We start from the raw sequence: 19,648 nt of genomic DNA, 5'->3' as shown, positions 1-19,648 counted from the left end.
AGACGGGCTCCCGCTGGGCGTCAGGTGGCGTCGGGCGGGGCGCCCGGAAGGGTGGGACCCCGCCAGGCGGCGAGCCGATGGTCCCCTGCCATGTCGGCCACCAGCCACACCATGCGGTCGAGGAACCACATCTTCGCGAGAAGCGCCACCGCCAGCCCCGTCAGCGCCGCCCATGGGACCAGCAAGCCCAGGCCATACAGCAGCAGCAGCCCGCCCAGGGCCGACAGCGCATTCAGCAGCAGCGGCATGCGCCGGTGCTGCGGCGGCACCGGCACCTCGTTCCGCGCCAGCCACAGCCGCTCCCCCAGAACCGCGCGGGAGCCCCAGCCATCGAGGCTGCGCGGCGGCGGGAAGATGCGGGGGTTCACCCAGGTCCAGGCGAGCAGCAGCGCAACCGGCAGCAGCGCCCACCAGCCGATCCAGGCGCGGCTCCAGATGGCGAGCGCCAGCAGCGGCAGGATCGGCACGCGGGTCCAGACGGACCACGGGTTCGCATGCCGCGCCCAGGCGGCGTCGTCCATCCGGTGGGCGCGGGCGATGCGGGCCTCGATCGTCATCCGCCGGACATGCGGCGTATCATCTCCTCCGGGCTGACATCCTCGACATGGGTCGCGATGTGCCAGCGATGGCCGAAGGGATCGGTCACCGTGCCCATGCGGTCGCCATAGGGCTGGTCGGCCACCGGGCGCTCCGCCTTCGCGCCGGCGGCGACGGCGCGGGAGAAGGCGATGTCCGCATCCTCGACATAGTGCACGAAGGAGACCGCGGTGCCGCCGTAATGCGGCGGCGCATAGGCGCCGTATTCGGGCGACTGCTCGCCGATCATCACCACGCTGTCGCCGATGCGGAATTCCGCATGCATCACCGTGTCGTTCGGGCCGGGGATGCGCATGGTCTCCTCGGCGCCGAAGGCCTCCGCATACCAGGCGAGGGCGCGCTTCACGTCCTGCGCGATCAGGTAGGGGGTCACGCGACCATAGCCGGGCGGGATGGGCGGGACGGGCATCTCGGCTTCCTCCGATTGGAAGGCCGAAGGATGCGCCGGTGCCGCACCCCAATGCAAGAACATATCAAGAACGTGATCGGAGCCTATCCTGCCGCCGTCAGGCGACCGGCGTCTCCGCCAGTTCCACCGCGCGCTGCAGGTCCACGCTCAGCAGCCGCGACACGCCGCGCTCCTGCATCGTCACGCCATAGAGGCGGTGCATGCGCGCCATGGTCAGCGGGTGGTGCGTGACGATCAGGAAGCGGGTGCCGCTGCGCCCATCCTCCTCGGCCGCCATCACCTCCAGCAGGTCGCAGAGCCGCTCCACATTCGCGTCGTCCAGCGGCGCGTCCACCTCGTCCAGCACGCAGACCGGCGCGGGGTTGCAGCGGAACACCGCGAAGATCAGCGAGAGCGCGGTCAGCGCCTGCTCGCCGCCCGAGAGCAGGTTGAGCGAGGCGAGCTTCTTGCCCGGCGGCTCGGCATAGATCTCGAGACCCGCTTCCAGCGGATCGTCCGAGCCGACGAGGGCCAGATGCGCGCGGCCGCCGCCGAACAGGCGGGTGAACAGGCTGCGGAACTCGGCATCCACCTTGTCGAAGACGACGCGCAGCCGCTCGCGCCCCTCGCGGTTGAGGTGGCCGATCTGGCCGCGCAGCTTGGCGATGGCGGTGGCGACCTCGGCGCGCTCGGAATCGATCGCGTTGCGGCGCTCGTCGAGATCGTTCAGCTCCTGCTCGGCGCGCAGGTTGACCGGGCCCATCTCCTCCCGCTCGCGCGTCAGGCGATCGAGTTTTTTTCGCGCCTTTTCCTCCGCCTGCTCGGTGAGGTCGGCGACGTCGGTCGGCAGGTCGGGATGCGCCTCGCCCAGGCGTTCGGCGATGCGTTCCTCGACCGAGAGTGCCGCAGCCTCGGCGGTCTCCATCGCGCCCTCGGCGCGCACCTGGCCTTCGCGCGCAGCGACGAAGCGGGCATCGACCTCGCGGCGATGGGCCGTGGCGGCGCGGAGCTCGGCTTCGGCCTCGGCCAGCACGCGCGCGGCCTCGGCATGCGCGGCCTCGGCCTCGGCCAGCAGGCGGGCGGCGGCGGCGCGGCGGGTCGCGGCGGCTTCCGGCGCCTCGGCGAGGCGCGTGACCTCCGCCTCGGCCTCCTCGCGACGCGCCGAAAGCTCCTCGCGGCGGGTGGCGGCTTCCTCGCGGCGCTGCGCCCATTCGGCGCGCTCCGGCCCGATCGTCTCCTGCCGTGCGGCGATGCGCGTGGCCTCGGCGGCGAGCGCGGCGCGGGCGTCGCGCGCGGCGGCCTCGGCGGCGCGGGCTGCGACGAGGGCGGCGCGGGCCTGCTCCACCTCCGCGCGCAGCGCGGCGAGGTCGGGCGCGGCCGCGCGCGCGGCCTGCGCCTCGGCCAGCGCGGCCTCGGCCGCCTGCCGCTCGGCGGCGAGGCGCTCGACTTCCGGAGCCAGCGCGGCCAGCCGCGCCTCGGCCTCGGCGGCGCGCGCCGTCAGCGCCTGGGCCTCCTGGCGGAGGCGCGCGAGCGTCGCCTCGGCGCTGCGGCGGGATTCGCGCGCGGCGGCTTCCTGCTGCACGGCCTGCTGCTCGGCGCGGGACGCTGCGTCGCGCGCGGCGCGGGCGGCGAGCGTGTCGGGCGCGGCGGCGCGTGCCGCGCGGGCCTGTTCCAGCGCCTGGGCGGTGGCCTGCAGCTCGGCGTCGAGCCGCGCCAGCTCCGGTTCCACGGCGGCCAGCCGCTGCTCGGCCTGGGTGGCGCGGGCGGCGACGCGCTCGGCGGTCGTGGCGGCGGCACCGGCGCGGCGCTCGGCCTCGGCGCGCGCCTCGCGCTGCCTGGTCTCGGCCTCGCGGGCCTGGCGCTCGGCCTCCGCGGCCTCGCGCGCATCCTGCTGCGCGGCGGCGAGGTCCGGCACCGCCGCGCGCGCGGCGCGGGCGGCAGCGAGCGCGGCCTCGGCGGCGCCGAGATCGTCATCGAGCCGCGCCAGTTCTGGCGCCAGGGCGGCGAGCCGGCTCTCGGCCTCCGCGGCGCGGGCGGCGATGCGCTCGGCGGCGGCGATGGCGGCGCCGGCGCGGCGCTCGGCCTCGGCGCGGATGTCGCGGCGGCGGGCTTCCTCCTGCCGTGCGGCCTGCTCCTCGGCCTCGGCCTCGGCGCGGGCGGATTGCGCGGCGGCGGAGGCGGCCTCGGCCTGGTCGAGCACGACCTGCGCGGCGCGCAGCTTGTTGCGCTGGGCGAGGCGGACGGCGCCGGGGCTCGGCGTGCCGGCGCGGGCGCAATGCCCGTCCCAGCGCCAGAGCGCGCCATCCTCGTTCACCAGGGCCTGGCCGGGCAGCAGCGCGGCCTGCAGCGCGGCGCCGTCCTGGCCGCGCGGCAGCAGGCCGATCTGCGACAGCGCGCGGGCGAGTGCCGCCGGCGCCTCCACCAGGCGGGAAAGCGGGGTCGCGCCATCCGGCAGGGCGGGCGGCGGGGCGAAGGGCGGCAGGCTGCGCCAATGGCGGGGCGCGTGGTCGTCGAGCGGGCTGTCCAGCGCCTCGCCCAGCGCGGCGCCGAGCGCCGCTTCCAGGCCGGGCGGGACCGAGACGGAGTCGAGCACCGGCGCGAGGCCGGCGCTGACCGCGGCGGCGGCGGCCACTTCCGTCAGCGCCGCGACCTCGGCCTGGGCACGGGCGCGGGCGCCATCTGCCGCCACGGCAGCGCTGCGCGCGGCCTCGTGGCGCGCCTGCGCGGCGGCGCGGGCGGCCTCGGCACCGTCCAGCGCGGCGCGGCTGTCGCGCAGCGCGGCTTCGGCGGCCTCGGCCTCTGCCAGGGCGGCTTCGCGCTCGGCTTCCGGCACCAGGGCGGCGGTGGCGGCGTCACGCTCGCCGGCAAGGCGGCTGCGCTGCTCCGTCAGGCGCCGCAGCGTCCCCTCGGCGCCGTCCAGCGCAGCGGTCGCGCGCGTCGCGGCCCCTTCGGCCTCTGCGGCGGCGGCACGCGCCGTTTGCAGGCGCGCCACGGCCCCGGCATGCGCCGCCTCGGCCGCGGCGAGGGCCTGCTGCGCGGCGGCGAGCTCGGCGGCGCTGGCCTCGGCGGCCTGCTGCGCGGCCTCGCGCTCGGCCTCCGGCACCAGGGCGGCGCGCGCGGCGTCGCGCTCGGCGACGAGGCGCTGGTGCTGCTGGCCGAGCCGGCGCAGCGCGAGTTCGGCGGCTTCGAGCGCGGCGCGGGCGCGGCCTTCGGCCTCCTCGGCCTCGGCGGCGGCGCGGCGGGCGGCCTCGTGGCCGGCTTGCGCCGCGCCACGTTGGGTTTCCATCACCACAACCGCGGACTCGGCAGCGGCCAACGCCGTCTCGGCCTCGGTGACCGCGGCCGCGGCGGCATTCAGCGCGTCCTGCGGCACGCGCGCCGCCTCGGCGGCGCCCTGCTCGGCGGCGAGGCGGTTGCCCTGCTCGGCCAGGCGCCGCGCGCGGTTCGCGGCGTCGCTCTCGGCGCCGGCCAGCGCGGCGGCCTGGGCCGCGGCCTCGGCGGCGAGTTCCGTGGCGCGGTCGGCGGCGCGCGCGGCCTCGCGCACCGCCTCGGCGGCCTCGACCTCGGCGGATTCGGCCTCGGTGGTGCGGCCGGGCAGGCTGGCGGCGGCGGCGTCGAGCGCCTCCGCCTCGGCGGCGAGGCGCGACCCGGCGGCCTCGGCATCGGCCTGCAGCCGGGCGGCGTGATCCAGGTCGCGCGCCAGCGCGTCGCGCCGGCCGGTAGCGGCCGCCAGCGCCTCCCGCGCGTCAAGCTCCTCGGCGTCGAGCGTCTCGGATTCGACGCGGCGGCGTTCCAGCGCGGTGCGGGCCAGCGCCTCTGCCTCGCGTGGGCCGGGCAGGTCCTGCTCGGCGGCGAAGGCACGTTTCGCGGCGCCCTCGGCCTCGAACTCGGCCTCGCCGGTGACGGTGCGGGCGCGGTGGAAGGCCTCCTTGGCGGCGGCGAGCGTCGCCTGGGCGCGGGCGCGCAGGATCGCGAGCCACTCCACCTCGGCGCCGCGCACCAGCCCGCTCAGGTTGCGGTAGCGCGCCGCCTGGCGCGCCTGGCGCTGCAGCCCCTGCCGCGCGCCCTCCATCTCGTTCAGCAGGTCCTCGGCGCGGGCGAGGTTGTTCTCCGCCTGGCGCAGCTTGAGCTCGGCCTCGTGCCGGCGGGCGCGGAGGCCCGCGATGCCGGCGGCCTCCTCCAGCACGGCGCGGCGATCCTCGGGCTTCGCCTGGATCAGCGCGGCGACGCGGCCCTGGCTGACCATGGCGGAGGAGCGCGCGCCGGAGCCGATGTCGGCGAACATGGTCTGCACGTCGCGCGCGCGCAGCTCCTTGCCGTTGACGCGGAAGGAGGAGCCGGAGCCGCGCTCGATCTTGCGGACGATCTCGAGGTCGGGCGTCTCGGCATTCGGCGGCGGCGCGAGGCCCATCGCCTCCTCGAGCGTCAGCGTGACCTCGCAGAAATTGCGGCTGGCGCGGCTGGCCGTGCCGGCGAATATCACGTCCTCCATCTCGCCGCCGCGCATGGTCCGGGCGTTGGTCTCGCCCATCGCCCAGCGCAGGGCTTCCACGATGTTGGACTTGCCGCAGCCATTCGGGCCGACGATGCCGGTGAGGCCCGGCATCACCTCGACCAGCGTCGGCTCCGCGAAGGACTTGAAGCCGGCGATGCGCAGGCGGGTGAGGCGCGCGGTGCGCGCGGCCTCGACCTGCGCGGCGGAGCGACCGGCCTCTTCCTCCGGCGCGGCCGGGTCCTCGGCCGGCGGCGGCACCGCCTCCATTCAGCGCGTCTCGGCGACCAGCGCGGCGAAGCGGTCGAAGCCGATATTGCCCGGCACGACGCGGCTGCCGAAGACGAAGGTGGGGGTGGAGCTGACGTTGAACTCGCGCTGGCCGGCGGCGCGCTGCTCCAGGATCGCGCGCTGCAGCGGCGCGTCCACGATCGCCTTCTCGAAGGTCTCGCGATCCATGCCGGCAACGGCCGCAAGCTTCCACAGCTCCGCCTTCACATCGGCATTGCGGTTGAAGGCCCAGCGGTCCTGCGTGGCGAAGAGGGTGGAGACGAAGGCGCTGTAGCGGTCCGCCGGCACGCTGCGCGCCAGCCCCGCGACGGCCAGCGCCAGTTGGTCCAGCGGGAAGTCGCGATACACCAGCCGGATGCGGCCGGTGTCCACCAGCTCCTGCTTCACGCGCGGGAAGGTTTCGCGGGAGAAGGCGGCGCAATGGCCGCAGGTGAGGGAGAAGAACTCCAGCACGGTGACGGGCGCATCGGGCTTGCCGATGGCCCGTTCCGCCAGGCGGGGGTCCTCCTGGGCGAGGGCCGCCGTGGTGGGCAGGACGAGCGCGCCGGCGGCGAGCGTGAGGAAGGAACGGCGAGGGGTCATCGGGCAGCCTCCGGCAAGGCGGGGTCTGGGACTCGGGGTGGGTTCCCTACCGGTTCCGATAGACGCCGCGGCCCAGCTTTTCCAGGGCTTCCCGCAGCTCGCCCGCCGGCAGGGCCGAAAGCCGCTCCGCGACGGGGGCCGGCAGCGGGGCGGCGGGGGCGTGGCGGGGCGCCCCGGCCGGGCCGGAGGGGCCGGGCCGGGCCTGCTGCACGAAGCGCAGCCGCTCCACCGTCACCCGCCCGAGATGGCCGTTGATCCGGGCGATGAGCTCCGGCGCCAGGTGCTGCAGCTCCATCGCGACCGGCCCGGCGCAGGCGATGGTGAGCGTCCCGGCCGAGAGGCGCAGCGGGCTGGTGACGGCGGCGAGCGCGGGTCCCACCACCTGCGCCCAGTCGGCCAGAAGCTGCGCCCCGGCCGGGGAGCGCTTGCGGAAGGCGGGGCGCGTGACGGCCGGGATCAGGTTGGCAAGCGGCAGGGGGGCTCCCGGGAATCGCCTTGCGTCGCCATCCTTCGCCACGCGTGAGCCCTCCTGCCCAAGACCTTTTCGACTGGTACGACCGCCACCGGCGCGACCTGCCGTGGCGGAACGTGTCCGGCCGTCCCGACCCATACCGCGTCTGGCTGTCGGAGGTCATGCTCCAGCAGACCACGGTCGCCGCGGTGGGGCCGCGCTATGCCCGCTTCCTGGCCCGCTTCCCCGATGTGGCTGCTCTGGCGGCGGCGCCGTGGGAGGCGGTGGCGGAGGAATGGGCCGGCCTCGGCTACTACGCGCGGGCGCGCAACCTGCATGCCGGGGCGAAGGCCCTGGCGGCCGGCGGGTTCCCACGGGACGTCTTGGGATTGCGCGGGATTCCCGGGATCGGCGCCTATACCGCGGCGGCGGTCGCGGCGATCGCCTTCGGCGTGCCGGTGGTGCCGACCGACGGCAATGTGGAGCGCGTGGCGGCGCGCATCCACGCGGTGGAGACGCCGCTGCCCGGTGCCAAGAAGGCGCTGGATTCGCTGGCGAATCGCTGGATGGAGCAGGCGGCCGCCCGCGCCAGGCCGGGCGACTTCGCCCAGGCGCTGTTCGACCTTGGCGCGACGATCTGCACGCCAAGGCGCCCGGCCTGCGCGCTCTGTCCCTGGCGCGGCGCCTGCGCGGCGCAGGCGCAGGGCATTGCGGAGGCGCTGCCGCGGAAGGCGCCGAAGAAGGCGCGGCCGGTGCGGTCCGGCGTGCACTTCGCGGTAACCGACGCCGCCGGCCGCCTGCTGGTGCGCCGCCGCCCGGCCGAGGGGCTTTTGGGGGGCATGTTGGAACTTCCCGGCACGCCCTGGCGAGAGGCGGCCTGGCACAGCACCGAGGCGCTGGCCCTTGCCCCCCTGCCCGACCTGCGCTGGCGCCACCTGCCCGGGGAGGCGCGGCACGGCTTCACGCATTTCGAGCTGCGCATGACGCTGCTGGCCGCGCGGCATGACGGCGCCGCGCCGGAGGGTTTCGCCTGGATGGCGCCGGACGCGGCGCGCGCGGCGATGCCGACGGTGATGCGCAAGCTTCTCGCGCTGCTGGAGGGCGCTGTCAGCCCGGCGTGACGGCCTGCTTCAGCGGTGCCGGCAGCCCGGCGAGCAGCGCGGGATCGGCGATGGCGGAAGGCGGGCCGGAGGCGACCAGCCGCGGCTCTGCAAGCTGCGTGTCGAGGATGCGCCAAAGGTCGCAGGCGGCGGCGTAGCGCGCGAAATTGGCGCAGGCGCGCGGGAAGCGGCGCCGCGCATCGGCCTCCGGCACGGCATGGCCGCCGGCGGCCACGCGATCGGCGATGCGGCGCAGCGCGAGGCCGACATCAGGCAGGATGCAGAACAGCAGGTTCACGCCGAAGCCGGCGGATTTCGCGCTTTGGACGGTGCGCAGATGCGTGAGGCCGGCGAGGGTGGTCTCCAGCGCGAAGCTGCGGCGTGCGGCGATTCCCTCCTCGACCAGCGTCAGCACAAGACGCGCCGCTCGTGTCGCGGTCTGCGCGTCGGGCGTCTGCGTGAGCGGCGACAAGCCACGCGCCAACTCGTCCAGATTGACGAAGCGTTCCGTTCCTGCCGCCGTGCGCAGGTAGCGCCGCGCATAGGTCGTCTTGCCGACGCCGTTCGGCCCCGCGATGAGCCAGAGGATCGGCGCGGCCTCAGCCACCTTGCGCCACCACCTCCTGCCGCAGTTCGTCCAGCAGGCGCAGGCGCCCGTCGCGCGTCTCCAGGAACCAGAAGGTCCAGCCGTTGCAGGAGGGCGCGGCCTGCAGCTCGGCACCCACCTTGTGGATCGAGCCCGCCGCCGCGCCGCAGCGCAGCGTGCCGTCCGCGCCCACCACAGCCTTCCAGCGTCGGTGGCGATCGGTCAGCGTCGCGCCGGGCGGCACCAGGCCTCGTTCCACCAGCACGCCGAAGGCGATGCGCGGCTGTTCCCGCTTCGAGGGCAGCGCGAGCGCCGCCGCTTCCGGCACCGGCTCCACCGCCGCCAGCCGTGACGCGGCCGCTGCCGCGTATCCCGGATCGCGCTCGATCCCGAGGAAGCGGCGGCCGAGTCGCTTCGCCACCGCCGCCGTCGTGCCGGTGCCGAGGAAGGGATCGAGCACGACCTCGCCGGGCGTGGTGCAGGAGAGGATCACGCGATGCAGCAGCGCCTCTGGCTTCTGCGTGGGATGCAGCTTGCCGCCGGCGCCGTCGCGCAGGCGCTCCGACCCGGTGCAGAGCGGGATGAACCAGTCGCTGCGCATCTGCAGCTCCTCGTTCAGCGCCTTCATGGCCTGGTAGTTGAAGCGGTAGCGGGATTCCGGGCCGCGCGCCGCCCAGATCAGCGTCTCATGCGCGTTGGTGAAGCGGCGGCCCCGGAAGTTCGGCATCGGGTTGGCCTTCCGCCAGATCACGTCGTTCAGGATCCAGAAGCCCAAGTCCTGCATCGCCGCGCCCAGGCGAAAGACGTTGTGGTAGCTGCCGATCACCCAGATCGTGCCGTCCTTGCGCAGCACGCGGCGGCATTCGGCCAGCCAGTCGCGGGTGAAGGCGTCGTAGGCGGCGAAGTCGGTGAAGCGGTCCCAGTCGTCGTCCACCGCATCCACGACGGAGGTGTCGGGGCGCCGCAATTCGCCCTTCAACTGAAGGTTGTACGGCGGGTCCGCGAAGACGGCATGGACCGAGGCGGGCGGCAGGCGCCGCAGCGTCTCGATGCAGTCGCCGACCAACACCTGGTCGAGCGGCAGGTCGAGACCCGTTCCCATCGTTCCGCCTGCACCCCCGCGCGAATCGGCCGGGCACCATGCGTTGCGCGGAGTCGCGGCGTCAATCGTCCAGCAGCGCGAAGAGGCTCGCCTGGTCCACCGGGGCGAAGCCGCGGCGGTGATGCGGCGTGGGACCGAGACGGGCGAGCGCGCTGCGGTGCTGCTCCGTCGCATAGCCCTGGTGGCTGGCGAAGCCGTAGCCCGGCCAGCGCCGGTCGAGCCTGGCCATCGCCCGGTCCCGCACGACCTTCGCCAGTATCGAGGCCGCGGCGATGGAGAGGCATTGCGCATCGCCGCCGACGACGCAGCGCACGGTGCAGGGCAGCGCGGGCGGCTGGTTGCCGTCCACCAGCGCGAGGTCGGGCGGCTCCGCCAGCCGCGCCAAAGCGCGCGCCATGGCAAGCTGGCTCGCGCGGAGGATGTTGATGCGGCCGATCTCCGCGACGCTCGCCGCCGCCACCGCATAGTCCAGCAGGCCGGCGCGCGCGGCCTGGACCAGCGCGTCGAAGGCGGCGGCACGCTTCGCGGCGTTGAGCTTCTTGCTGTCGTCGATCAGCGCGGCCAGCGCGCGCGGCGGCCGGCGGCGGAACACCACCGCGGCGGCGAGCACCGGCCCGGCGAGCGGCCCGCGCCCGGCCTCGTCCAGCCCGGCGACCCGCCCCGCATGCGCCGATTCGAGCGCGAAACTCGGCATGGCCCGCCATAGCGCGCCGCGGCGAGTCCTGGCCAGGGCAACCCGCCGCCGCCCGGGCGCGTTCGCCGCCGGTCACACGGATCGGAGGATGCGGCATGGACGCCCGGAAACTTGCCCTTGCCGCGGCGGAGGTGCCCGCCGTGCCCTTCGCCATCCCTGGCGCGAAAGGCGAATTCCGCATCCAGCTGCTGAACCAGGATGCCGGCGCCGGGGTGGTGACCTCCATCATCCACCTGCCGCCCGGCGGCCGCATCCCGGCGCACAGGCACGGCGCGGGGTCGGAGATGCACTACGTGCTGGAAGGCGACCTGGTGGATGCCGGCCGCGAACTCGGCCCCGGCGCCTTCCTCACCCATGCCGCGGGCCAGGTGCACGGCCCGCACGAAAGCCGCGGTGGGGCGAAGGTGCTGACCGTGCAATCCTGGCAGTCGCATCACGGCGACTACGATTTCGAGCCGGCCGAGGACGGAGCTGGGGCGCATCACGAGCGCATGCGCAAGGTGGACGAGCATGCGCAGGAGGAAGCGCGGCGGACGCAAAGCGGACCGACGGCGCGGGGCTATTCCTGAGGGCTATTGCGCCGCGTAGCCGCGCAGCCGCGCATAGGCGGCGCGCTGGGTTGCATCCAGCGCCTCGCGCATGCCGATATGCGTGGCCAGGTGCACCTCGCGCAGCCGCCCGTTCAGCGCGCCGATCTCCGCCGTCAGCGCCGCGAGCCGGCCCGTATCGGCAGCGCCGCCGGCGAAGAGCGCATCGAGCTCCTGCTCCAGCGCGACGATCCGCGCGCCGAGGATGCGCGCTTCCTCCGCCATGCGGGCATGCAGCGCCTCGGCGGTCGCGCGCTGCGCCGGCGTCAGACCCAGGGCCTCGGCGTGTTCGAGCACATGCGCCGGTCCCGGATAGCCGTTCAGCTCGGCGGCGAGCGCCAGCCCCATCCCGCGGCCGGCGAGCAGATCGGCGACCTGCTCCTCCGACAGTGACTTGATCGCCCGGCCTTGCAGCCCGGCGTAGGGGCGCGACTCCGCCGCGCCGGCGGGAGCGGGCGTCGCGCCGTGGTGGCGGTGGCCGCCATGCTGCGCTGCGGCGGGCGCGGCGAGCAGGGCGAGGGCGGCTAGCGGCAGGAACCGTCTCATGGCGCCTCGCTAGCCCACCGGCGGGCCGCGGCCCTATGATCGCGGTCATATGGACACCGCTTTCCTGCAGATCCTGCCGCCCGGCCGCCTCCGGCGCCTGGTCCGCGGCGAGGCGCTGTTCCGCGTGGGCGACGCGGCGCTCGGCCTGGTCGTGGTGGAGGAGGGGGCGCTGGAGCTGCTGCGCACCTCGCCTGAGGGCCGCCGGCTGCTGCTGCACCGGGCCGGCCCCGGCGAGACCTTCGCCGAGGCCTCGCTGTTCGAGCCGCAGCATCACTGCGACGCGATCGCCGCCGCGCCCAGCCTGGTGCGGGTGCATGCCGCCGTGGATCTGCGGCACGCCGCTTCGGCCGACCCCGAGCTGGGCTGGCGCCTCGCCGCCCATCTCGCGGGGCGGCTGGTGGCGGCGCGGGCGCGGATCGTGCGGCTCGCCCTGCCGCATGCGGCGGACCGGCTGCTCGACGCGCTGCACGCATTGCCGGCGGAGCCCGACGGGTCGCGGCGCCCGGCCGTGCCCTGGAAGTCGCTGGCGGCCGAGCTCGGCCTGTCGCACGAAGCGACCTATCGCGCCCTGGCCCGCCTGCAGCGGATGGGCGCCCTGCGGCGGGAGGGGCGCGACCGCGTGCGGCTGCCGCCCTTCCCGCGCGGCTGAGGCGCCCTACCCCACCCGCCGCTCCGCCTGCCGCAGCGCGGCGCAGAGGCGAGAGAAGGAGTACCAGAAGGGCCCATGCCCCTGCGCGCCCTGGCCGGGCGCGATCTCCGTGCCATGCGGCTCGGCGCGGCGCAGCAGCGGCAGGCGCGCCTCGAACCGGCCGCGCATGTTTTCCAGGAAGGCGCCGGTCGCAGCCATGTACTGCTCGAGCATCTCGGCTGCGATCTCGATCTCGGCGAGGCTGCGGCCTTCCAGCGTCAGGCCCTTCAGCCGCCGGCTGTCCGCGGCGAGCGCCAGATGCAGGCGGTGCAGTTCCGCCAGGTGCCGCGCGATCGCCAGCCTGGCCTCGCGCGCCGAATCGCTGTCCGTCATGGCGCCGTCCCCGGACATCCCGGAGGGCAGCCTGGGGCAGCGCGGGTTAGCGCGGGGTTAGCGGCTTTCGGCGGGGATGCGCCGGCGATAGAGGGCGGGCGCGGCCAGCGCCACCAGCAGCAGCGCGAGGCTGAGCTTCAGCAGGTCGCCCGTCGCCCAGGCCAGCACCACGCCGAGCAGCGCCGCCATCAGCAGCACCGCGGTGAAGAAGGCGTCGGCAACCCGCAGAAGCTCCTGGCTGATCACGTCCCGTCTCCCGACCCGGGCGCCCTTGAGCGCCGCTGCCTCGCCTGACATTCCGTGACATTGTCCGCCACGGCACAGACAGAGTAGAGCACGCTTTTGCACAGAGTGCAAATTCTAAGATGATGTATCGTGTTTTGGGATGCGTCGTCTGCATTCCGGTGTAGCGACCCAACCGCAGGTTTCGGCGCTGTGGCGCCTCGGCTCAGGCGGGGCGCCTCGCCCATATCGCGAAGACGCGGTGCGGCACGCTGAGCGGCTCGGCCGGGAAGCGCGCGGCCAGCAGGGTGGCGTGCTCGGCGTCGAAGCGCTCCACCGCCGGCCCGGCCAGCGCCCCGCCCACGCCGGCCGAGGCGCGGATGCGACCGCGCCAATCGGCGTGACTGTAGAGGGCCGCATGGTCGAAGCCGGCGAATTCCAGCGACTCGAACCCGGCAAGGGAAAGATCCGCCGCCCAGGCCGGGTAGAAGCCCGTGGTGCGCGCCATCGGCCAGCGCGGATTATGCGCCTCGATCAGGAATTCCGAGGCATGGGCGACGCTGCCGGGCAGCGGCAGCCAGTCGAAATGGCAGATCAGCAGCGTCCCCCCGGGCTTCAGCACACGCCGCGCCTCGGCCGCCGCCAGGCCGCGGTCGAACCAGTGCCAGCATTGCGCGGCCACGACGAGGTCGAAGGCGGCGTCCGGCTGGCCGGTGCGCTCCGCCAGCCCTTCCGCGAATCGCGCCGCCACGCCCTGCTCCGCGGCGAGCCGCCGCGCCGCGGCGATCTGGCCCGGCGCGGGATCGAGGCCCAGCACCGCGCCGCCCATCGCCGCCAGGCTGCGCGCCACCGTGCCGGTGCCGGTGCCGATGTCCAGCACCTGCATGCCCGGCGCGAAGAGGCCGCGCTCCGCGATCATGGCGTAGAAGCGCGGCGGGAAGCCCTGGCGGTGCTTCGCGTAGTCCTCGCTGGTGTTGGACCAGGCAGGCGCGGTCATCGGCGGGCTTCCCTGACGGCAGCGAGGTCGGCGGCGGTGTCCACGTCGCGCAGGGTGCGCAGCAGCGCGACGCGCCGACCATGGAAATTGGCGACGGTGTCCATCAGCGCATGCTCCGTGGACCAGCGCACATCCGCAAAGGGTTTCGGGGGGCGCCGCGGGCCGAGCGCGACCAGCCAGTAGCCGCCATCCTCGGACGGGCCGAAGGCGGCATCGGCGCGGCCGAGTGCGCGGAAGGCGGCGGCGATGTCGGCGCGGCCGACGCCGGGGATGTCGCTGCCGACCACCAGGGCGCGGCGATGCGGGCGCAGCGCGCGGTCCATTCGCGTGCCGAGATCGCCATGGCCCTGCGGCAGTCGCGGCAGGCGGCGCGGCCAGCGGGATGGCGCGCGATCCGGCGTGACCGACAGCACCGTGCGCCAGCGGCGGTCCGGCGCGATCTCGGCCAGCAGCGCGGCAAGCTGGCCGCGGTAGAACCGCAGCGCCGCCATCGCCCCGATGCCGCGCGCCAGCCGGCGCTTCACGGCGCCGAGCCGCGGCGCGCGCGCGAACACGATGACGGTGTCGCCCTTCATCCTCTCCTGCCTGAATAGAGTCGCTGGATGATGCGCGGCGGAACGCCCAGGAACCAGAGCGAGAGGCAGGCCAGGTTGCGCGCCGAGCGCCGCAGGTAGCCTTCCCGCTGCCAGCGTTCCGCGCTGGTCACGGCGGCGGCGTCGAGCGCCGCGAGCCGCGCGCGGCCGAGACGGCGCACCAGGTCCACATCCTCCATCAATGGCAGCGGCCTCATGCTGCCGACGGCGTCCAGCAGGGCGCGATGGACCAGCAGCCCCTGGTCGCCATAGGGCAGCGCCAGCACGCGGCAGCGCCAGGCCACGGCGCGCTCCAGCCGCCGCGCGGCTTGCGTGTCGTCGTCCAGCGCGAAGCGGAAGTAGCGGGCGCGGCCGGGATCCCGCATCGCCTGCCGCACCGCCTCGGTCCAGCCCGGCGCGAGACGCGTGTCGGCGTGCAGGATCAGCAGCCACGGCCGCGAGGCCGCCGCCACGCCGGCGGCGATCTGCACGCCACGGCCGCGCGGCGCCCGCACGACGCGCGCGCCGCCCTCGGCCGCCACCGCCGCGGTGCCATCCACACTTCCGCCATCCACCACGACGAGCTCGTCCGGCGCCGTGCCGAGCGCGGCCAGCGTGCCGGGCAGCGTCGCCGCCGCGTTCAGCGCCGGGATCACCACGGAGAGGCCCTTGATCAGGGGCTCCCTGGTCGGCATCGCTATTCGCATTTTGTTCTTGACGCTTTCAGGCGGGTTGCGCACTCTCCGATGCGAACAAACCAGGAAACCACAGCGGGCTGTTCCGCGAAGGAGCGATCATGCCGGACGGAGGCGCCTCCGCCATGCCCTCCCTGGCTCGCAAGGGCCGGGGCGCCGTGACCAACCCGCCGGTGCGCTACGAAAGCACGCGCACCGAGCGCTGCGACGATGGTTGGGGCACGCTGGCCGCCGAATTCGCGGAACTGCCGCCGCTGCCGACGGAGCTGATCCGGGAGAAGGCGAAGACCGCCCTGTCCTGGAACGACAGCCCGGATATCGGCTTCGACCGCTCGCTGAACCCCTATCGGGGCTGCGAGCATGGCTGCGTCTACTGCTATGCGCGGCCGGCCCATGCCTATGTCGGCATGTCGCCCGGCCTCGATTTCGAGACGCGGCTGATGTTCAAGCCCGACCTGCCGGAGCTGCTGGAAAAGGAGTTGTCCAAGCCCGGCTATGTCGCGAAGCCGGTGGCGCTCGGCGCCAACACCGACCCCTACCAGCCGGTGGAGCGCACCCTCGGCATCACCCGCCGCGTGCTGGAAGTGCTGGAGCGCTTCGGCCATCCGGTGACCATCGTGACGAAGAGCGCGGGGGTGCTGCGCGACCTCGATATCCTCGCGCGTTTGTCCGAACGCAACCTGGTGCATGTGTGCCTTTCCGTCACCACGCTGGACGGCAAGCTGGCGCGCATCATGGAGCCGCGTGCGGCGACGCCGCTGAAGCGGCTGGAGGCGGTGGCGGCGCTGGCCAAGGCCGACGTGCGGACGGGCGTGCTGGTGGCGCCGATCATCCCGGGCCTCAACGACATGGAGATGGAGCGCATCCTCGAAATGTCGGCCCGCGCCGGCGCCGGGCGCGCGGGCTATGTGCTGCTGCGCCTGCCGCTCGAGATCCGCGGCATGTTCGAGGCCTGGCTGCAGGAACACTACCCGGACCGCGCGGCCCGCGTGCTGGCGCTGGTGCGGGAGACCCGTGGCGGGCAGTTCTACGACAGCCGCTTCGGCCTGCGTCAGACCGGCACCGGGCCCTATGCCGAGCTGATCGCGCAGCGGTTCAAGCTCGCGATGCGACGCTTCGGGCTGGAGGGGCGGGACCGGATGGGCGAGGGCGGGCTGGACTGCATGCAGTTCCGCCCGCCCCAGGCGGCGCCGCGGCAGCTCGAGCTGCTCTGATGCTCGGTTCTGCCGCGTCAGCGCGGGAGCGGATGGTAGGGCAACGGCCGCAGCAGCGTTCCGTACCAGCCCGTCTCCCGCCAGACGTCCTGGGTCGCGTAGGGGTCCTCCGCCCAGAAGCGCTGCGCGGCGGCGTGGTCGGCATGGCGGGTGACGGCGACGGAGCCGGTCATGCGGCCGTCAGGGGCATCCAGAATGGCGCCACCGAACAGCACCATGCCGTCCGCCGCGGGCCCGGCGAGCCGGGCGACATGGGCGGGACGCGCCGCGAGGCGGCGCTCCCCGGCGCCGGGGTCGTCGCCGTCGCGCGCGACGACGATGGTGTGGCTGCGCGGCCCTGGCATGGCGCTACCCGGCGAGGGCCAGGGCGCATAGGGCAGCTTCGCGATGCGGAAGGGATGCGTCTCGACCCGGCGCCACACGTCCTGCGTCGCGAAGGGCTCCGCCGCCAGGTAGTCGTCCAGCGCGTCGCGCTCGCCCGCGATCACCATCATCGAGCCGAGGCTGTGCCCCTGCTCGTCATGCAGCGGCAGGCCGAGGAGGAGGCGCCCCGCCTCGGCCTCGGCCGTGATGAAGGCGACATGCGCGTCGCGCGCCCCCATCCGCCGCATCGGCGCCCCGGCATCCGTGCCGTCGAAGGCAAGCACCAGCCACGTCACGCCCGACCTCCCAAACGGCGACCCGCTCCCGGGCCGCGAGAGCGGCCCCTGTCGAACAGCGCGCCCGGCCTACGGGCCGCAACAGCGGCCCCGCGCGGCTCGAGCCCGCGCCCCCGGCGCACCATGCCTGAGGCGCGCAGCCAAGCGCGCGGAGCGCGCGCCGGCGCCTGAGGCTCAGTACATATGTTGCCCGCCGTTGATGGACAGCGTGGAGCCGGTGATGAACTCGGCCTCGTCGGCGGTGAGGAACACCACGCCGCGCGCGATGTCCTCGGCCTTGCCAAGGCGGCCGATCGGGATGCGCGCGACGATCTTCGCCAGCACGTCCTCCGGCACGGCGCGCACCATCTCGGTGTCCACATAGCCGGGCGCGACGGCGTTCACCGTGACATGGTTGCGCGCGCCTTCCTGGGCGAGCGCCTTGGTGAAGCCGTGGATGCCGGACTTGGCGGCGGCGTAGTTGACCTGGCCCATCTGGCCGGCTTGGCCGTTGACGCTGCCGATGTTGACGATGCGGCCGAACTTGCGGGCGTTCATGCCGTCCCACACCGCCTTGCACATGTTGTAGCAGCTGCCGAGGTTGGTATCGATCACCTGGTCCCACATGTCGCGCGTCAGGCGCTTCATCATGGCGTCGCGGGTGATGCCGGCGTTGTTGACCAGGACCTCGATAGGGCCGATCTCGGCCTCGATCTTCTGCACCGCGGCCTGGCAGGCGGCGAAGTCGCCCACGTCGAACTTGTAGCAGGGAATGCCCGTGCGCTCGGTGAAGGCCTGCGCGGCGGCGTCGTTCCCCGCATAGCTCGCGACGACCTTGCGGCCGGCGGCCTGCAGCGCCTCGCTGATCGCGGCGCCGATGCCCCGCTGTCCTCCGGTGACGAGTGCCACGCGTGCCATGCTGTTCGTTTCCCTTCTGGGTGCCTGCCCGGCCCGGCGGATCGTCGCCGGGCTTCCCTTATACACTCGCAAGCCGCGCGGCGGAGGGCAAACGCACCCCCGGCACCCGATTCGGCAACGACTTGATATGCATCAAGGCACCCGGTCGCGGCATCGGTCAGGCTTCAATCGTCCCGAGGCGCTGCGGTGCCGACGGGACGTTCCTGGACGTTTCCTCCCTCAACTCGCCCCGGCGGATTCCCGTCGGGGCTTTTTGTTCCGGCACCGTGGGAGGAGCCCATCCATTCCGTCATCGTGATTGCGTGTTCACGCATTGATATTGCAGCAGATCGGATCCAACCAACAATTGAACAAGGCGGCGACCGATTGTGCCTTCACGCAGGCGTGAGTTGTATGCAAAGCATGCTCTGCTGCTCTCGGACGTATTCACCAGGACCTTGGACGATGAAGATTCGCGCGGGTGCGAAGGCGGAAGTGACGACGGACGATCGTTCCGCCCTTGTCCTGATGCTGGCCTATGTCGAGGCCGAATGCCGGCGCCTGGGCGCCGAGGCCGCGGCGCAGCACGCGGCGATGGCGGCTGCGCTCGTGCCGGATCTCTCCAGGGCGGGCGCCGTGCAGGCGCTGCACTGAGCCGCGTGGCGCGGGGCGCGCCCTATCCCCGGCGCAGCAGGAACAGCGCCTGCTCGCCGAACAGGTTGGCCAGCCAGGGCGACCGCTTCCAGGGCGAGCGAAGGCCCTTGTCGTCCACCGCGAGCCACCGCTCCACGACGTAGCGCTCCATCGCGCAGAGCGCGAAGAAGTCGCGGATGGTGCAGGGGTGGATGTTCGGCGTCTCGTACCAGGGGCGGTCCCAGGTCTCGTTGTCGGGCATCCGGCCCGCGGTCAGCAGTGTCCAGCGGAGCTGCCAGTGGCCGAAATTCGGGAAGGAGACGATGGCGTAGCGGCCGATGCGCAGCATCTGGCGCAGCACCTCGCGCGGCTTCTCCACCGCCTGCAGCGTGCGGCTGAGCACCACGTAGTCGAAGGCGCCGTCCGGATAGAAGGCGAGGTCGTTGTCGGCATCGCCATGGATCACCGGCAGCCCGGCCGCGACGGCCTCGGTGGCCTCGGCCATGTCGATCTCGATGCCGCGCGCATCGGCGCCCTTCTCGCGGATCAGGTGCTCGATCAGCGCGCCGTCGCCGCAGCCGATGTCGAGCACGCGCGCGCCGGGCGCGACCATCTCCGCGATCAGGCGAAGGTCGAGCCGCATGTTCTTCGCGACGAAGCGCACCTCGCCCGGGGCGTCCGGCACCGTCTTTCCGTTCCCGTGTGCTGCAGGCGGGTCATCTAGACGCGGCGGCCGCCTCGGTCCAGGGGCGGCCGGGCGGGTGCGACGCCGTTCACGAGCGCGCGCCCCACGGGCCTTCGCACCTTCACGCCGAGGGAAACTTCGGGCCCGATGTCGATCCCGCCAGGCCCCGTTCGTCGCAGGGGCAGGGAAGGCCGCACCGGCCAACCCGAAAGCGAGGAGATGAACACCGATGCGCGTGATGGTGATGGTCAAGGCGACCGAGGACAGCGAGGCGGGCCGCCCGCCCACGCCGGAGCTGATGGACGCGATGATGAAATACAACGAGGAGCTGGCGAAGGCCGGCATCATGCTGGCGGGCGACGGGCTGAAGCCGAGTTCCCAGGCGAAGCGGGTGCATTTCGACGGCGCGAGCCGCACCGTGACCGATGGTCCCTTCGCCGAGACGCGCGAGCTCGTCGCCGGCTATTGGATCTGGCAGGTGAAAGACATGGAGGAGGCAGTCGCCTGGGTGAAGCGCTGCCCCAACCCGATGTTCGGCCCGAGCGACATCGACATCCGCCCGCTCTACGAGATGGAGGATTTCTCGGACGTGCTCACGCCCGAGAGCATCGAGCGCGAGGCGCGGCTGCGCAAGGAACTCGGCGGATAGCTTGCCTCC

The 19,648-nt window shown here is 73.9% G+C and carries 23 protein-coding genes; 6 read left to right on the top strand and 17 right to left on the bottom strand.

Translation table 11 applies throughout. The features are described from left to right. Nucleotides 1–20 precede the first annotated feature (20 nt). From DFH01_RS07780 to DFH01_RS07760, 5 genes are all read right to left on the bottom strand, one after another. Complete coding sequence (locus tag DFH01_RS07780) at nucleotides 21–557, bottom strand: DUF6653 family protein (protein WP_109869748.1); 537 nt, start codon at nucleotides 555–557, stop codon at nucleotides 21–23. Continuing rightward, nucleotides 554–1,006, bottom strand: coding sequence for a VOC family protein (locus DFH01_RS07775; RefSeq protein WP_109869988.1), 453 nt, complete (start codon nucleotides 1,004–1,006; stop codon nucleotides 554–556). The genes DFH01_RS07780 and DFH01_RS07775 overlap by 4 nt, the downstream gene beginning before the upstream one ends. 97 nt (nucleotides 1,007–1,103) lie before the next feature. Further along, the gene (locus DFH01_RS07770) at nucleotides 1,104–5,747 is read right to left on the bottom strand and encodes an AAA family ATPase (protein WP_109869747.1); all 4,644 of its coding nucleotides are present in this window, start codon (nucleotides 5,745–5,747) and stop codon (nucleotides 1,104–1,106) included. Continuing rightward, nucleotides 5,748–6,350, bottom strand: a complete 603-nt coding sequence (locus tag DFH01_RS07765; RefSeq protein WP_109869746.1) for a DsbA family protein — start codon at nucleotides 6,348–6,350, stop codon at nucleotides 5,748–5,750. 46 nt (nucleotides 6,351–6,396) lie between these two features. Beyond that, on the bottom strand, nucleotides 6,397–6,867 hold the full coding sequence (locus tag DFH01_RS07760; RefSeq protein ID WP_233256001.1) for a DUF721 domain-containing protein: 471 nt from the start codon (nucleotides 6,865–6,867) through the stop codon (nucleotides 6,397–6,399). Between the two features lie 2 nt (nucleotides 6,868–6,869). On the opposite strand from DFH01_RS07760, the gene DFH01_RS07755 reads away from it, so the two are divergent. After that, a complete protein-coding gene (locus DFH01_RS07755) occupies nucleotides 6,870–7,922 on the top strand; it encodes an A/G-specific adenine glycosylase (RefSeq protein ID WP_109869745.1) in 1,053 nt (350 codons plus the stop codon). Here the strand turns inward: DFH01_RS07755 and DFH01_RS07750 are convergent. From DFH01_RS07750 to rnhB, 3 genes are all read right to left on the bottom strand, one after another. After that, nucleotides 7,909–8,508 carry an ATPase gene (locus DFH01_RS07750; RefSeq protein WP_158287650.1) on the bottom strand — a complete coding sequence of 200 codons (600 nt, stop codon included), beginning with the start codon at nucleotides 8,506–8,508 and terminating at the stop codon, nucleotides 7,909–7,911. The two genes, DFH01_RS07755 and DFH01_RS07750, sit on opposite strands and share 14 nt — an antisense overlap. Further along, nucleotides 8,501–9,589, bottom strand: a complete 1,089-nt coding sequence (locus DFH01_RS07745; protein ID WP_158287649.1) for a site-specific DNA-methyltransferase — start codon at nucleotides 9,587–9,589, stop codon at nucleotides 8,501–8,503. The genes DFH01_RS07750 and DFH01_RS07745 overlap by 8 nt, the downstream gene beginning before the upstream one ends. Before the next feature lie 61 nt (nucleotides 9,590–9,650). Continuing rightward, nucleotides 9,651–10,283 carry a ribonuclease HII gene (rnhB, locus tag DFH01_RS07740; protein WP_109869742.1) on the bottom strand — a complete coding sequence of 211 codons (633 nt, stop codon included), beginning with the start codon at nucleotides 10,281–10,283 and terminating at the stop codon, nucleotides 9,651–9,653. Between the two features lie 95 nt (nucleotides 10,284–10,378). Between rnhB and DFH01_RS07735 the strand changes: the two genes are divergently transcribed. Beyond that, entirely contained in the window at nucleotides 10,379–10,852 is a 474-nt protein-coding gene (locus DFH01_RS07735; RefSeq protein WP_109869741.1) for a cupin domain-containing protein, read from the top strand. 3 nt (nucleotides 10,853–10,855) lie between these two features. On the opposite strand, the gene DFH01_RS07730 is transcribed toward DFH01_RS07735, so the two are convergent. Continuing rightward, nucleotides 10,856–11,416 (bottom strand): Spy/CpxP family protein refolding chaperone, encoded by a 561-nt coding sequence (locus DFH01_RS07730; protein ID WP_109869740.1) that lies wholly within the window; start codon nucleotides 11,414–11,416, stop codon nucleotides 10,856–10,858. A 49-nt stretch (nucleotides 11,417–11,465) separates the two neighbouring features. Between DFH01_RS07730 and DFH01_RS07725 the strand changes: the two genes are divergently transcribed. After that, on the top strand, nucleotides 11,466–12,065 hold the full coding sequence (locus tag DFH01_RS07725; protein ID WP_109869739.1) for a Crp/Fnr family transcriptional regulator: 600 nt from the start codon (nucleotides 11,466–11,468) through the stop codon (nucleotides 12,063–12,065). Between the two features lie 6 nt (nucleotides 12,066–12,071). Here DFH01_RS07725 and DFH01_RS07720 read toward each other — a convergent pair whose 3' ends face one another. From DFH01_RS07720 to DFH01_RS07700, 5 genes are all read right to left on the bottom strand, one after another. Continuing rightward, entirely contained in the window at nucleotides 12,072–12,437 is a 366-nt protein-coding gene (locus DFH01_RS07720; RefSeq protein ID WP_146217010.1) for a hypothetical protein, read from the bottom strand. Between the two features lie 57 nt (nucleotides 12,438–12,494). After that, nucleotides 12,495–12,683: a hypothetical protein gene (locus DFH01_RS07715; protein WP_109869737.1), complete on the bottom strand. Its 189-nt coding sequence runs from the start codon at nucleotides 12,681–12,683 to the stop codon at nucleotides 12,495–12,497. A gap of 202 nt (nucleotides 12,684–12,885) precedes the next feature. Next, complete coding sequence (locus DFH01_RS07710) at nucleotides 12,886–13,656, bottom strand: class I SAM-dependent methyltransferase (protein WP_109869736.1); 771 nt, start codon at nucleotides 13,654–13,656, stop codon at nucleotides 12,886–12,888. After that, complete coding sequence (locus tag DFH01_RS07705) at nucleotides 13,653–14,231, bottom strand: TIGR04282 family arsenosugar biosynthesis glycosyltransferase (protein ID WP_109869735.1); 579 nt, start codon at nucleotides 14,229–14,231, stop codon at nucleotides 13,653–13,655. The genes DFH01_RS07710 and DFH01_RS07705 overlap by 4 nt, the downstream gene beginning before the upstream one ends. Further along, on the bottom strand, nucleotides 14,228–14,923 hold the full coding sequence (locus DFH01_RS07700) for a TIGR04283 family arsenosugar biosynthesis glycosyltransferase (RefSeq protein ID WP_109869734.1): 696 nt from the start codon (nucleotides 14,921–14,923) through the stop codon (nucleotides 14,228–14,230). The genes DFH01_RS07705 and DFH01_RS07700 overlap by 4 nt, the downstream gene beginning before the upstream one ends. A 101-nt stretch (nucleotides 14,924–15,024) precedes the next feature. Between DFH01_RS07700 and DFH01_RS07695 the strand changes: the two genes are divergently transcribed. Then, nucleotides 15,025–16,137 (top strand): PA0069 family radical SAM protein, encoded by a 1,113-nt coding sequence (locus tag DFH01_RS07695; protein ID WP_109869733.1) that lies wholly within the window; start codon nucleotides 15,025–15,027, stop codon nucleotides 16,135–16,137. Nucleotides 16,138–16,154: 17 nt separating this feature from the next. Here DFH01_RS07695 and DFH01_RS07690 read toward each other — a convergent pair whose 3' ends face one another. Then, a complete protein-coding gene (locus tag DFH01_RS07690) occupies nucleotides 16,155–16,796 on the bottom strand; it encodes a YciI family protein (RefSeq protein ID WP_109869732.1) in 642 nt (213 codons plus the stop codon). Between the two features lie 174 nt (nucleotides 16,797–16,970). Continuing rightward, a complete protein-coding gene (phbB, locus tag DFH01_RS07685) occupies nucleotides 16,971–17,693 on the bottom strand; it encodes an acetoacetyl-CoA reductase (protein ID WP_109869731.1) in 723 nt (240 codons plus the stop codon). Between the two features lie 444 nt (nucleotides 17,694–18,137). On the opposite strand from phbB, the gene DFH01_RS07680 reads away from it, so the two are divergent. Further along, the gene (locus tag DFH01_RS07680) at nucleotides 18,138–18,326 is read left to right on the top strand and encodes a hypothetical protein (protein ID WP_109869730.1); all 189 of its coding nucleotides are present in this window, start codon (nucleotides 18,138–18,140) and stop codon (nucleotides 18,324–18,326) included. 22 nt (nucleotides 18,327–18,348) lie between these two features. On the opposite strand, the gene metW is transcribed toward DFH01_RS07680, so the two are convergent. After that, a complete protein-coding gene (metW, locus tag DFH01_RS07675) occupies nucleotides 18,349–18,948 on the bottom strand; it encodes a methionine biosynthesis protein MetW (protein WP_109869986.1) in 600 nt (199 codons plus the stop codon). Between the two features lie 271 nt (nucleotides 18,949–19,219). Here metW and DFH01_RS07670 point away from each other — a divergent pair, with 271 nt between their 5' ends. Beyond that, entirely contained in the window at nucleotides 19,220–19,639 is a 420-nt protein-coding gene (locus DFH01_RS07670) for a YciI family protein (protein WP_109869729.1), read from the top strand. The last annotated feature ends 9 nt before the right edge of the window (nucleotides 19,640–19,648 follow it).

The organism is Falsiroseomonas bella, from assembly GCF_003173615.1.
GTDB lineage: Bacteria > Pseudomonadota > Alphaproteobacteria > Acetobacterales > Acetobacteraceae > Falsiroseomonas > Falsiroseomonas bella.
Note: the sequence above shows the minus strand (reverse complement) of the source record. Positions and strands in the feature narration are given on the sequence as shown.